Raw genomic sequence first — 12440 nt, 5'->3', positions numbered from 1 at the left:
GGGTGCGCGCGCACCCGCAGACGTGACGCAGGGGCGCACTCGCGGGCGGGTCTGGGCAAAGCAAAGGCCCCTGACCGGAGAACTTCCCGGTCAGGGGCCTTATTGGTTGCGGGGGCAGGATTTGAACCTACGACCTCTGGGTTATGAGCCCAGCGAGCTACCGAGCTGCTCCACCCCGCGGCACAAGAAATGACTCTAGCACGGTTCTTCAGGGGGGTGAAATCGCGAACACCCGCCCGGGCGCGTCGATCCGTGTGGACCGGTCGTCCTACTAGAGTCTGTTCCAGATAGGGGATGCGATGGCGAGTGCCGTGACGAAGTTCCGGGTGGTGGTGGTCGAGGACGACCCGGATGTGGCCTTCTTCATGAAGACCGTGCTGGAGAAGCGAGCGGATGCTGTGGCGTTCGCCGTGACGGATCCGGCGGTCGCTCTGGAGACGATCGCGGAGGTCGATCCCGACCTGGTCATCACCGACATCGAGATGCCCGGTATCTCCGGCCTCGACCTGCTCAAGGAGCTGCGCAACCGGTACCCTGGCATGCCCGTCGTCGTGATGACCGCGCACGTCTCGGTCGACTACGCCGTCTCCGCTCTGCGCGCGCAGGCGGATGAGTTCCTCACCAAGCCGGTCGCCTCGGCGGAGCTGGTGGAGATCGTGAACCGTCTCGCGGCCGAGAGCCGCGTCAAGCGCGCTGCACAGCGCCGGCAGGTCGTGCTGGCGATCGGAGCCCACCCGGACGACGTCGAGATCGGCGTCGGCGGCATCCTCGCCGCCCACCGCGACGCGGGCAACGACGTCGTCATCCTCACCCTCTCGCGCGGCGCCCGCGGAGGCGACGCCGACGACCGGCAGCACGAGTCGCTCGCCTCGGCGGAGCTGCTCGGCGCCCGGCTGTTCCTGGAGGACCTGGAGGACACCCACATCTCCGCCGCGGACCCGACGGTGAGCATCATCGAGCGAGTGGTAGCCGAGGTGCAGCCCGACATCGTCTACACCCACTCGTCGCACGACCGGCACCAGGACCACCGGGCCGTCCACGCCGCCACCAACGTGGCGACGCGCTCGGTGCGGACCGTGTGCTGCTATCAGAGCCCGTCGGCGACCATCGACTTCCGGCCCACCCGTTTCGTGCCGATCGACGGGTTCACGGAGACCAAGCTGCGGCTGCTCGACTGCTTCCGCTCGCAGACCGAGCTGCGCGCCTACCTCGAGCCCGACTTCGTGCTCGCCACCGCCCGCTACTGGTCGCGCTTCGGCGGCGGGAAGAGCTGCGAACCCCTGGAGGTCATGCGCGACACCGCCGACATCTCGGTGCCGGCCTCCAGCATCCAGACCGACGCCCGCATCCGGAGGACCGCGTAGATGACCGACACCACCCGAACCCGCGTCCTGGTCACCGGCGCGGGCGGCCCGGCCGGCGTCGCCGTGATCCGGTCGCTGCTCGCCCGCGACGACGTCGACGTGTTCGCCGCCGACATGGACGGCTGGGCGAGCGGCCTGTACCTCGTGCCCGCAGAGCGCCGGCGCATCGTTCCGCCGGGCCGCTCCGACGGCTTCGTCGACGCGCTCATCGCCATGAGCCGCGAGGACGGCATCGACGTGCTGTTCTCGACCGTCGACGTCGAGCTCCCGGGACTCGCGGCCCGGCGAGACGAGCTCGCCGCGGTCGGCACGGCGCTGGCCGCGCCCACCCACGAGACCCTGGTCACGTGCCTCGACAAGTACGCGCTGGTGCAGCGCGTCGACGGACGCGCGCGCATCCCGGTGACCCGCCTGCTGAACCGCGAGGGCGTCGGAGCCGACTGGACCTTCCCGGTGATCGTGAAACCCCGCAGCGGGGCCGGCTCGCGCGGCGTGCGCCTCATCCCGGACCGCGGGACGCTCGAGGCGCTCGGCACCGACGAGAGCATCATCATCCAGGAGAACCTGCCGGGCGAGGAGTTCTCCGTCGACGTGCTGGCGGGTCTCGACGGAGCGGTCATCGCCGCGGTCCCGCGATCGCGCGAGCGGGTCGACTCCGGCGTCTCGATCGCCGGGCGCACCGTGCGGCGGGCGGAGCTCTCCGACACCGCCGCCGACGTCGCGCGCGCGATCGGCCTGACCGGCGTCGCGAACGTGCAGCTGCGCTACAGCTCCGACGGCGTCCCGGCGCTGCTGGAGGTGAATCCGCGCTTCCCGGGCGCGATGCCGCTGACGATCGCCGCGGGCGTCGACATGCCGTCGCTGCTGCTCGACCTCGTGCTCGGCCGCCCCGTCCCCTCCGCCGTCGACTTCGAGGAGCTGGCGAACGTCCGCTTCCTGGAGGACGTGTTCCTGCGTCCCGCCGACGTGCTGGTCTCCGAGAACGCGGCGCACACGGAGGGACCGGAGGAGTGAGCGCCACGGAGGCCGCTCGGCTGCCCGCCGTGCTGCACGGCGACTTCCACGTCCACTCCACGTTCTCCGACGACGCCAGGAGCACCCTTGCGGAAAACATCGCCGCAGCGTCGGCCGCGGGCCTCGCGACCCTCCGCCTGACCGATCACGTGCGCGCGTCGACGACCTGGGTGCCGGAGTTCCTGTCGGCGGTCGCTGCGGAGCGCATCCCGGAGGGGCTCACGGTGCTGACCGGGGTGGAGGCGAAGCTGCTGGATGCGGCAGGCAGGGTCGACACGCCGGCCGGCCTGGTCGTCGGCCCCGGCGGCGTGGACGCGGTCGTCATCGGCGACCACCAGTTCCCCGGCACCGACGGCCCGTGGTCGCCGACCGCGACCCGGGAACGGCTCGACGCCGGGCTCTCCGCCGACGACGCGCTCGACCTGCTCGTCGAGGCCAGCATCCGGGCGATGGAGCGCACGCCGCACGCCCAGCTGGCGCACTGGTTCTCGATCCTGCCGAAGGTGGGCCTGGACGAGTCGCAGCTCGGTCCGCAGCGCCTGCTCGCCTGGGCGGACGCGGCGGCCGCGACCGGCACGATCGTCGAGGTCAACGAGAAGTGGGCGTGCCCGGGGCCCGACGCGATCGCCGCGCTGCTGCGTGCCGGAGCGCGTATCGTTGCCTCCACCGACAGCCACGTCGCCGCCGACGTCGGACGCTACGAACGCGTCCCCGCGCTCCTCGACGCGGCGTCCGCCCGCGTCGCAGCCGAGAACGCAGCCGAGACCGAGGAGGCCCGATGAGTCCCGTCGAACCGCCGGTCGAGGTGCGGAAGCAGATCGAGGAGGAGCTCGAGCGCAACCGCCGCTGGGAGTACCGGCTGCCGGTGTACGCCGGTGTGGCGCTGCTGGTCTCCGCGGTCATCGTGATCGTCCGGGTGGTGTTCCTGCATGTCTGAGGCCGCCGAAAGACTCGTGGCGGGCGACCGCAAGCGGGTCGTCATCGCGGACGACGACGCCGACATCCGGGGCCTCATGACGATCGCCGCCTCCCGTGCGGGTGTGGACATCGTGGCCGCCGTGGACAACGGCCGGGACGCACTCGACGCCGTCCGCTCCGGCGGGGTCGACCTGGCCGTGCTCGACATCTCGATGCCGGGACTCAACGGCGTCGAAGTCGCCGAGGCCATCCGCTCCGATGCGCTCACGAAGGACACGCTCATCCTCATGGTGTCCGCCTCCGTGCAGCTGCTCACCGACCACGGCGTGGTCGCCGACCGCTCCGACAGCTTCATCGTGAAGCCGTTCAGCCCGCGGCTGCTGTCGACCCGCATCCGCGAGATGCTCGCGCTGGAGGAGAAGGCATGACCCTCGACCGCTGGCTCAGCCGCATCCCCATCGACTCGCCGTCCGCCTTCATGAAGCAGGTGCCGACGCTCATCGGCTTCGGCATCGTCGCTCTCATCGCGCTGATGCCCAACGGCGTGCCGGTCACGGACTGGCCGGAGTTCGTCGCCAGCATCGTGCTCGTCCTGGTCGCCACGGTGCTGTCCCTCGTCGTGCCCTGGCGACGGTTGGCCGCGGAGTGGGCGGTCATCGTCCCGGTGCTGTCCCTCTTCGCCGTCGGGCTGATGCGTCTCGGCACCGGGTCTTCTGCGTCGCCGTTCGTGGTGCTGACCCTGCTGCCGTTCGTGTGGATCGCCTCCGAGGAGGGGCGGATCAACATCCTGATCGCGGCGGCCGGCACCTTCATCGTGCTGCTGGCCCCGCTCGTGATCGATGGCGGAGGAGGATCGCCGGCCGACGTCGTCCGCGCGTTCTTCTCGCCGGTGCTCTACCTGATCGTGGCCGTCGTCATCAACGAGATCGCCCACCGGATGCGCGTGCAGCTCAAGGTCGCGCGCGAGGCGGTCGAGCAGCAGCAGCAGTTGCTGGCTCAGGCGGTCACCGCGCAGGACGAGCTGGTGCTCAACGAGGCGCGGCTGAAGACCGCGAACCGTCTCATCCAGAGCATCTGGAACGCGGTCACCGAGCAGTCTGTCATCGGCACCGACCTCGACGGGCTCATCGACGTCTGGAACCCGGGCGCGGCGAAGATGCTCGGCCTGACCGAGAAGCAGGTGCTCGACGGCAAGCACCACATCATCGACTTTCACGACACCCAGGAGATCGAGCAGCGCCTGGAGGACATGGACGCCCGCGTCACCACGGTGTCGAGCGTGGACGAGTTCTCCGCCCTGGTCGACACCGTGCGGGCCGGCTCCGCCGACGTGCGCGACTGGACCTACGTGCGTCCCGACGGCAAGCGCGTGGCGGTGCAGGTGGCCGCGACGCCGCGGCTCGACGAGAACGGGCACCGCGTCGGCTTCATCTTCGTGGCGACCGACATGACGCAGGCGAGGGAGTTCGCGCGCCTCAAGGACGAGTTCGTCGGCCTGATCTCGCACGAGCTGCGCACGCCGCTGTCGTCGATCCTCGGCTACCTGGAGCTCATGCGCGACGATGAGGAGGCGCCGCTCTCGGAGGAGCAGCTGCAGTACCTCGGCGTCGCGGAGCGCAACGCGCATCGGCTGCTGCGCCTGGTCGGCGACCTGCTGTTCACCGCTCAGGTGGAGTCGGGCCGGTTCCCGCTCGACATCAAGGATGTGGAGCTCGGGAGCGTGGTGTCGGCGTCCATCGAGTCCGCACGTCCGGTCGCGGCCAACGCGGGCGTGACGATCGTCGGCGACCTGCCGGACGGGCCGCTCACGGTCCGTGGCGATGCGGTGCGGCTCGGGCAGGCGGTCGACAACCTCGTCTCCAACGCGATCAAGTTCACGCCGTCGGGCGGCACCGTCACGGTCGCGCTCCGGGCTGAGGGCGAGACGGCGGTGATCGCCGTCTCCGACACCGGCATCGGCATCCCTGCGGTGGAGCTCAGCCGGCTCTCGCAGCGCTTCTTCCGCGCGTCCACCGCCACGCGCAACGCGGTGCCCGGGGTGGGTCTCGGCCTCACCATCACCAAGGCGATCGTCACGGCGCACGGCGGCCGGCTCGACATCGCGAGCGAGGAGGGCGTCGGCACGTCGATCAGCATCGTCCTGCCGGTGGAGACGCCGGAGCCGGTCACGGCGGCCATCCCGCGCGCCGAGGTGGCGCCGTGAGCGAGCGTGGCGCCGTGAGCGACCGGCCGGCCGAGCTGACCGTCGAGGGGCGGAGCATCGGCGTCGCGGTCGTGCAGTTCGCGCCGGGGGAGGACCGCGTTCACAACCGGGATGTGGTGGCCGGCCTGATCGCGGTGGCCGCCTCCCGCGGCGCCCGGCTGGCCGTGCTGCCGGAGTACGCGTCGTACTTCACCGACCCGCTCGGGCCGTCGTTCGCCCGCAACGCGGAGCCGCTCGACGGCGAGTTCGTCGGCGGGCTCGCCGCAGCGGCCCGCGAGCACGGCGTCACGGTGGTGGCAGGGCTCGTGGAGCGCACGGATGAGGCGCGCAAGTTCTCCAACACGCTCGTCGCGGTGGGGGACTCGGGCGATGTGCTGGCGACCTACCGGAAGCAGCACCTCTACGACGCGTTCGGCGCTCGGGAGTCGGAGTGGGTCGTGCCCGGCCCGGTCGAGGAGCCGCAGATGTTCGCGGTCGACGGCGTGACCGTGGGCCTGCAGACCTGCTTCGACCTGCGCTTCCCGGAGGTCACGCGCCGCCTCGCGGACGCGGGAGCCGACCTCGTCGCGGTGCCGGCGGAATGGGTGCGCGGGCCGCTCAAGGAGTTCCACTGGACGACCCTGCTCGCCGCGCGCGCGATCGAGAACACGCTGTACGTCGCCGCGGCGGACCACCCGCCGTCGATCGGCGTCGGCTCGAGCGCGATCGTGGACCCGATGGGCGTCACGGTCGCCGGCCTCGGCGAGACGACCGGAGTCGCCGTGGCGGAGGTTTCGACCGCCCGCATCCGCGAGGTGCGCGAGCGGAACCCCGCGCTGGCGCTGCGCCGTTACCGCGTCGTCGCGCGCTGACGCCGCAGCCGTGGGACGCGACACGCCGCTATGCCGGCGCGTTCACGGCGTGTCGCGTCCCCTCGATGCTCAGCGCGGCAGCGCCGACAGGCGGCGGGCGGCCTCCTCCAGCACCTCGGCGCGCTTGCAGAACGCGAACCGGACCAGGGATGCGGTGCGCGCGGCGTACTCGCCGCGGCTGAACGCGCCGAGCGGCACGGCGACCACCCCGGTGAGCTCGGGCAGCGTCCGGCACAGCTCCACGGCGTCCGGGAACCCTAGCGGCGCGGCGTCGGCGACCACGAAGTAGGTCCCGTCGCTCGGGAACACGCCGAAGCCTGCCGCCCGCAGGCCGTCGGAGAGGATGTCGCGCTTGTGCGCGAGCGTCTCGGCGATGCCGCGGAAGTAGGCGTCGGGCAGCCGGAGCCCTGCGGCGATCGCCGGCTGGAAGGGCGCGCCGTTCACGTAGGTCAGGAACTGCTTCACGGCGAGCACGGCTGTCACGAGCGCAGGCGGCGCGGTGAGCCAGCCGACCTTCCAGCCCGTCGTGTTGAAGGTCTTGCCGCCGGACGAGATGGCGACCGTGCGCTCCCGTGCTCCGGGCAGCGACTCGAGCGGGATGTGCTCCGGCCCGAAGGTCAGGTGCTCGTACACCGAGTCGGTGACGATGACGGCGTCGTGCCGCTCGGCCAGCTCCACGATCACGGAGAGGGTCTCGCGGTCGAGCACCGCGCCGGTGGGATTGTGCGGGGTGTTCACCAGGATGACCCGCGTCCGGTCGGTCACGGTGTCGCGCAGCCGGTCGAGGTCGGGCCGGAACGTGGGCGGCTCGAGCGGGACGGTGCGATGCTCCCCGCCGGCGAGGGCGATGACGGCGCCGTACTCGTCGTAGTACGGCTCGAACGTGACGACCTCGTCGCCGGGCTCCAGGAGAGCGAGCAGGGTCGCCGCGATGGCTTCCGTGGCGCCGGCGGTGATGAGCACCTCCCGGTCGGGGTCGACCTCGTGGCCGTAGAACCGCCGCTGGTGCTCGGCGACGGCCAGGCGCAGATCGCGGATGCCCATCCCGGGCGGGTACTGGTTCTCGCCGCCGCGGATGGCCGCGACCGCGGCGTCCAGCACCTCGGCGGGGCCGTCCTCGTCGGGGAAGCCCTGGCCGAGGTTGATCGCGCCCGTGCGCACGGCCAGCGCGCTCATCTCGGCGAAGATGGTGGGCCGCACGGAGCCGTCGGCGCCGAGCAGCCCCGCGCCCTCGGCGGCGCGGCGCCAGGCTCCGGGAATCGTCATGGATCCACCGTACGGCCTTACTCCCATCGCACCCATCGGTTACGTTGTGGAGAGTCATCGACTTGCAGAAGGTCGTCCACAGCATCGGGAAAGAGAACGCTCAGGTTGGCATCCCAAGCTGTTCGTGCTTGGAAGGAGCAACACCATGACCGACACCCCGAACACCCCGGAGCCCGCGAAGCCCCAGCACGACGCCGACACCGACGCGGTCGTGGATGCTGCAGGCACCGAGCAGGCCCCCGCCGCCGAGACGACGGCCCCTCAGCACACCGAGGCCGCCGCCCCGGTCGAGAACCTCGAGACCCCCGCGCCCGCCGCGCCCGCCGCCCAGGACACCGCGTCGCAGCCGACCGCGGTGCAGCCGACGGTCCCGCAGCAGCCGATCGAGCACCAGCCGGCCGCGCAGCAGCCCGCCGACTACCAGCCGACGGCGCAGCAGCCGACCGTCCCGCAGCCCGCGCCGGTGCAGCCGGCCGCGCAGCACACTCAGCCGACGCAGCCCGTGCACCCGCAGCCCTACGGCCAGCCGTACGGTCAGCAGCAGCCGAACTACGGCAACGGCTCCTTCGGCCAGCCCGCCGGTTACGGCCAGCAGCCCTACGCCCCGAACGGCCACCAGCAGCCCTACGCCACCGCTCCCGGCACCCCGGGCGCTCCCGGCACCCCGGGCGCCGCGCCGGCCCAGAAGCCGGCCAAGCGCGGCAACACCGGCCTCATCATCGCGACGCTCGCGATCGGCGCACTCGTCGGCGGCATCGCCGGCGCCGGCGCCGGGGTCGGCCTCTACGCTGCCACCGACGGCGGCAACGCCACGATCAAGACCGTGTCCGGCCCGCAGAACATCACGGTGAACGACGCGAACAACGCCACGACCGTCACGGCCGTCGCCGCCAAGGCGTCGCCCAGCGTCGTGACCATCTCGGTGAGCGCGTCGAGCTCCGGCGGCACCGGCTCCGGCATCGTCCTGACCAGCGACGGCTACGTGCTCACCAACACGCACGTCGTCACGCTCGACGGCCAGGCGTCGAACGTCAGCATCACGGTGACCGACAACGACGGCAAGATCTACACCGCCAAGCTCGTCGGCACCGACCCGACGACCGACCTCGCGGTGATCAAGCTCGACAAGGCGTCCGGCATGACCCCGATGACCTGGGGCGACTCCAGCAAGCTGAACGTCGGGAGCACGACGGTCGCCATCGGCGCCCCGCTCGGCCTCTCCGGCACCGTCACCGACGGCATCGTCTCCGCCCTCAACCGGAGCATCAGCATCGCCTCGTCGGCCGCCCCGAAGGGCGACTCCAACAGCGACGGCAACGGCAACGGCGGCAGCCAGAACCCGTTCAACTTCGACTTCCCCGGACAGGGCGGCCAGCAGCAGCAACAGCAGCAGCAGTCGCAGGGCACGATCTCGCTGCCGGTCATCCAGACCGACGCGTCCATCAACCCCGGCAACTCCGGCGGCGCGCTGCTGAACGACAAGGGCCAGCTGATCGGCGTCAACGTCGCCATCGCCAGCGCGGGCGGCTCCAGCTCCGACGGCTCCCAGTCGGGCAGCATCGGCGTCGGCTTCGCGATCCCGTCCAACCTCGCCAAGCGCATCTCCGACGAGATCATCAAGAACGGGTCGGCCAGCCACGGTCTGCTCGGCGCGTCGGTCGCCGACGCGAGCAGCGACAGCAACGCGACGACGGTCGGCGCCCTGATCAAGAACGTCACGTCGGGCGGCGCCGCCGCGAGCGCGGGCCTGAAGGCCGGCGACGTCGTGGTCAACTTCGGCAACACGCCGATCACCGACGCGACCGACCTGACCGCCCAGGTGCGGGCACAGGCCGCGGGCGCCAAGGTGGATGTCACCTACATCCGCGACGGCCAGACCAAGACCGCCTCGGTGACGCTGGGATCGCTCCCGGCGGAGTGACCCGGAAGCGCCCGGAGGGCCGTCCCGCACACGCGGGGCGGCCCGGAAGCGCCCGGAGGGCCGTCCCGCACACGCGGGGCGGCCCTCCGCCGTTCCTCCCGGGCTCGTCGCAGGGGCGGCTGATAGGCTCGACGCCGACCCGTACGACCGAAGGACCAGATGCCGGACCCCGCCATGAACACCCTCCCCGGTGTCTCATACGTGATGCCCGTGCTCAACGAGGTCACCCACGTGCGCGCCGCCGTCGACAGCCTCCTGGCGCAGGACTACGCGGGGCCTTTCGAGGTGACCATCGCCCTCGGCCCGAGCATGGACGGCACCACCGAACTGGTCGAGGAGCTGGCGGCCGTCGACGACCGCATCCGCGTCGTGGACAACGTCGTCGGCTCCACGCCCGCGGGGCTCAACCTGGCCATCCGGGAGTCGCAGTACCCGATCGTGATCCGCGTCGACGCCCACAGCGTCCTCCCGCCCGAGTACGCCCGCATCGCGGTCGAGACCATGCTCGAGACCGGCGCCGACAACGTCGGCGGACTGATGGACGCGCAGGGCACCACCGACTTCGAGCGCGCCGTCGCGCGCGCCTACGGCAGCAGGGTCGGCCTCGGCGGCACCAAGCTGCACGTCGGCGGCGAGGCGGGGCCTGCCGAGACCGTGTACCTCGGCGTCTTCCGCCGTGACCGGCTACTCGAGGTCGGCCTGTTCGACGAGGAGATCAAACGCGGGCAGGACTGGGAGCTGAACCGCCGCATCCGCACTGCCGGCGGCACCGTCTGGTTCACGCCGCGGCTGAAGGTGACCTACCGTCCCCGGCCGAACCTGTACCGCCTGGCGCGCCAGTTCTTCTCCACCGGCATCTGGCGCGGCGAGCTCGCCCGCCGCTTCCCCGCCTCGAACGGCCTCCGCTACTTCGCGCCTCCGGTCATGGTGATCGGCGTCACCGTCGGCACGCTGCTCGGCATCGCCGGGATCGTGCAGGCGGCTCTCGGGGCGACCCCGTGGCTGCTCTGGGGTTTCGCCGCGCCGCTGCTGTACCTCGTCATCGTGGTCGTCTCCGCCCTGGTCTGGGGCCGGCGCGACGGCTTTCGCCCGTTCCTCTGGTTTCTCGTAGTCTTGCCGTGCATCCACTTCAGCTGGGGGATCGGCTTCGTCCTCGGATACCTGTCGCTCACCCGCAACATCACAGCCCACACGGGAAGGTAGGCATGTCCGCACCCGGAGCAGCCGCACACGGCGCCCGCCCCACCTCCATCGCCGAGCTCCGGGCCGTCGCCCAGCCGCCGGAGGTGCGCGGACGCCGCAACGCCGAGCACTGGACCGCGTCGCTGTACCTGCGCAACCTCTCGCCGTACCTGACCTGGTTCCTGCTGAAGACCTCGATCTCGGCGAACGGCGTCACCGGCCTGATGATCCTGACGGGATGGGCGACCGCCGCCTCCCTGCTGATCCCCGGCATCGCGGGCGCCGCCCTCGCGCTGGTGCTCGGCCAGCTGCAGATGCTGGTCGACTGCTGCGACGGCGAGGTGGCCCGCTGGCGCGGCACCTCGTCTCCCGCCGGCATCTTCCTCGACAACGTCGGCCACTACTCGACCGAGACGCTGATCGCGATCGTGCTCGGCATCCGCGCAGCCGGCTACCCGTTCCAGGCGCCGGAGGACTTCCTCTGGACGAACCTCGGCACCCTGCTGGCGCTCGTGATCGTGCTCAATAAGGCGCTCAACGACATGGTGCGGGTCGCCCGGGCGAACGCGGGCCTGCCGAAGCTCGCCGACACGCAGTCGGAGTACGCGCCGACCCACGGCGTCGTCGCCACGCTGCGCCGCGCTGCGCGCTTCCTGCCGTTCCACCGGCTGTACCACTCGGTCGAGCTGACGATCCTGATCTTCGTGTTCTCGATCGTCGGGCTGTTCATCGGGTCCACGCTGGCCGACCGCATCCTGCTGTCCGCTCTCGTGCCGCTGTCGATCCTCGCGCTGATCGGCCACTTCGTGACCATCATGGCGTCGCGGCGGGTCCGTGGCTGACCAGCCGGCCGTCGCGGTCGTGGTGCTCACACAGGGCGCCCGGCCGGCCGAGCTGCGCCGCGGCGTGGACTCGGTGCTCGCCCAGCACGGCGTCACCACCGACATCGTCGTGGTGGGCAACGGCTGGGATCCGGCGACGGCCGACCCGGCACTCCCGGAGGGCGTGCGCACCCTGGCGCTGCCGGAGAACGTCGGCATCCCGGCCGGACGCAACGCGGGCGTCCCGCTCGTCACGGGGGAGTGGCTGTTCTTCCTCGACGACGACGCCGACATCCCGTCGCCCACGTTCCTGGCCGACGCCGTCGCCAAGCTGCAGGCGGATCCGGGCATCGGGATGCTGCAGCCCCGCCTGCGCGTGCCCGACGGCTCGCCGTCGCCGCGGCGCTGGATCCCGCGCATCCGCAAGGGCGACCCGGAGCGCTCCAGCAACGTGTTCGCCGTGCTGGAGGCGGCCGTGGTGCTCCCGCGGGAGGTGTTCGAACGCGCGGGCGGCTGGGCGGACCCGTTCTTCTACGCGCACGAGGGCATCGACCTGGCCTGGAAGGTGTGGGACCAGGGCAAGCGCGTCTGGTACGCGGGCGACCTGGTGGCGGAGCACCCGTCCGTGTCGCCGACGCGGCACTCGTACTATTACCGGCTCAACGCGCGGAACCGGGTCTGGCTCGCCCGCCGCAACCTGCCTGCCGTGCTCGTCCCGCTCTACGTCGGGTCGTGGACCGGCATCCAGCTGCTGCGGTGGTTCCGCAAGCCCGCGGTGCTGCGAGCCTGGTTCGGCGGCTGGGCCGAGGGCTGGCGCGCCGATCCGGGCGAGCGTCGCCCGCTGCGCTGGCGCACCGTCGCCCGGATGACCGCAGCCGGGCGGCCGCCGGTCATCTGACC

Annotated in this window: 12 protein-coding genes and 1 tRNA gene; 11 read left to right on the top strand and 2 right to left on the bottom strand. The window is 71.6% G+C overall.

Features of this window, described 5'->3' with window-relative positions:
• Nucleotides 1-103 precede the first annotated feature (103 nt).
• Nucleotides 104-180, bottom strand: a tRNA-Met gene (locus P5G59_RS05845).
• 119 nt (nucleotides 181-299) lie between these two features.
• Between P5G59_RS05845 and P5G59_RS05840 the strand changes: the two genes are divergently transcribed.
• Genes P5G59_RS05840 through P5G59_RS05810 form a run of 7 tightly spaced genes read left to right on the top strand, consistent with a single transcriptional unit; the run spans nucleotide 300 to nucleotide 6350 of the window.
• Nucleotides 300-1364 carry a response regulator gene (locus P5G59_RS05840; RefSeq protein WP_301216888.1) on the top strand — a complete coding sequence of 355 codons (1065 nt, stop codon included), beginning with the start codon at nucleotides 300-302 and terminating at the stop codon, nucleotides 1362-1364.
• Entirely contained in the window at nucleotides 1365-2378 is a 1014-nt protein-coding gene (locus P5G59_RS05835; protein ID WP_301216886.1) for an ATP-grasp domain-containing protein, read from the top strand.
• Nucleotides 2375-3160: a PHP domain-containing protein gene (locus tag P5G59_RS05830; protein ID WP_301216884.1), complete on the top strand. Its 786-nt coding sequence runs from the start codon at nucleotides 2375-2377 to the stop codon at nucleotides 3158-3160. Before P5G59_RS05835 ends, P5G59_RS05830 begins: the two co-directional genes overlap by 4 nt.
• Nucleotides 3157-3315 carry a hypothetical protein gene (locus P5G59_RS05825; protein ID WP_301216882.1) on the top strand — a complete coding sequence of 53 codons (159 nt, stop codon included), beginning with the start codon at nucleotides 3157-3159 and terminating at the stop codon, nucleotides 3313-3315. Before P5G59_RS05830 ends, P5G59_RS05825 begins: the two co-directional genes overlap by 4 nt.
• Entirely contained in the window at nucleotides 3308-3724 is a 417-nt protein-coding gene (locus tag P5G59_RS05820; RefSeq protein WP_301216880.1) for a response regulator, read from the top strand. Before P5G59_RS05825 ends, P5G59_RS05820 begins: the two co-directional genes overlap by 8 nt.
• Nucleotides 3721-5499: a sensor histidine kinase gene (locus P5G59_RS05815; RefSeq protein WP_301216878.1), complete on the top strand. Its 1779-nt coding sequence runs from the start codon at nucleotides 3721-3723 to the stop codon at nucleotides 5497-5499. The genes P5G59_RS05820 and P5G59_RS05815 overlap by 4 nt, the downstream gene beginning before the upstream one ends.
• A gap of 14 nt (nucleotides 5500-5513) precedes the next feature.
• Nucleotides 5514-6350: a carbon-nitrogen hydrolase family protein gene (locus P5G59_RS05810; protein ID WP_301217012.1), complete on the top strand. Its 837-nt coding sequence runs from the start codon at nucleotides 5514-5516 to the stop codon at nucleotides 6348-6350.
• 69 nt (nucleotides 6351-6419) lie between these two features.
• On the opposite strand, the gene P5G59_RS05805 is transcribed toward P5G59_RS05810, so the two are convergent.
• Complete coding sequence (locus tag P5G59_RS05805) at nucleotides 6420-7616, bottom strand: pyridoxal phosphate-dependent aminotransferase (RefSeq protein WP_301216876.1); 1197 nt, start codon at nucleotides 7614-7616, stop codon at nucleotides 6420-6422.
• Between the two features lie 145 nt (nucleotides 7617-7761).
• Here P5G59_RS05805 and P5G59_RS05800 point away from each other — a divergent pair, with 145 nt between their 5' ends.
• The 4 genes from P5G59_RS05800 (at nucleotide 7762) to P5G59_RS05785 (ending at nucleotide 12438) form a co-directional block, all read left to right on the top strand.
• A complete protein-coding gene (locus tag P5G59_RS05800) occupies nucleotides 7762-9537 on the top strand; it encodes a S1C family serine protease (RefSeq protein WP_301216874.1) in 1776 nt (591 codons plus the stop codon).
• Between the two features lie 159 nt (nucleotides 9538-9696).
• The gene (locus tag P5G59_RS05795; RefSeq protein ID WP_301216873.1) at nucleotides 9697-10740 is read left to right on the top strand and encodes a glycosyltransferase family 2 protein; all 1044 of its coding nucleotides are present in this window, start codon (nucleotides 9697-9699) and stop codon (nucleotides 10738-10740) included.
• A 2-nt stretch (nucleotides 10741-10742) separates the two neighbouring features.
• A complete protein-coding gene (locus tag P5G59_RS05790) occupies nucleotides 10743-11561 on the top strand; it encodes a CDP-alcohol phosphatidyltransferase family protein (protein WP_301216872.1) in 819 nt (272 codons plus the stop codon).
• Nucleotides 11554-12438 (top strand): glycosyltransferase family 2 protein, encoded by an 885-nt coding sequence (locus P5G59_RS05785; RefSeq protein WP_301216871.1) that lies wholly within the window; start codon nucleotides 11554-11556, stop codon nucleotides 12436-12438. The genes P5G59_RS05790 and P5G59_RS05785 overlap by 8 nt, the downstream gene beginning before the upstream one ends.
• Nucleotides 12439-12440: the final 2 nt, after the last annotated feature.

Origin of the sequence: Leifsonia virtsii, assembly GCF_030433675.1 — a bacterium.
Lineage (GTDB): Bacteria > Actinomycetota > Actinomycetes > Actinomycetales > Microbacteriaceae > Leifsonia > Leifsonia virtsii.
This window is presented reverse-complemented; position numbering and strand designations above follow the sequence as displayed.

What these genes read in the sequence shown, in the direction of transcription:
- P5G59_RS05840 (WP_301216888.1), top strand. Translation starts at nt 300, where the DNA reads ATGGCGAGTGCCGTGACGAAGTTCCGGGTGGTGGTGGTCGAGGACGAC.
- P5G59_RS05835 (WP_301216886.1), top strand. Translation starts at nt 1,365, where the DNA reads ATGACCGACACCACCCGAACCCGCGTCCTGGTCACCGGCGCGGGCGGC.
- P5G59_RS05825 (WP_301216882.1), top strand. Translation starts at nt 3,157, where the DNA reads ATGAGTCCCGTCGAACCGCCGGTCGAGGTGCGGAAGCAGATCGAGGAG.
- P5G59_RS05820 (WP_301216880.1), top strand. Translation starts at nt 3,308, where the DNA reads ATGTCTGAGGCCGCCGAAAGACTCGTGGCGGGCGACCGCAAGCGGGTC.
- P5G59_RS05815 (WP_301216878.1), top strand. Translation starts at nt 3,721, where the DNA reads ATGACCCTCGACCGCTGGCTCAGCCGCATCCCCATCGACTCGCCGTCC.
- P5G59_RS05805 (WP_301216876.1), bottom strand. Translation starts at nt 7,616, where the DNA reads ATGACGATTCCCGGAGCCTGGCGCCGCGCCGCCGAGGGCGCGGGGCTG.
- P5G59_RS05800 (WP_301216874.1), top strand. Translation starts at nt 7,762, where the DNA reads ATGACCGACACCCCGAACACCCCGGAGCCCGCGAAGCCCCAGCACGAC.
- P5G59_RS05795 (WP_301216873.1), top strand. Translation starts at nt 9,697, where the DNA reads ATGCCGGACCCCGCCATGAACACCCTCCCCGGTGTCTCATACGTGATG.
- P5G59_RS05790 (WP_301216872.1), top strand. Translation starts at nt 10,743, where the DNA reads ATGTCCGCACCCGGAGCAGCCGCACACGGCGCCCGCCCCACCTCCATC.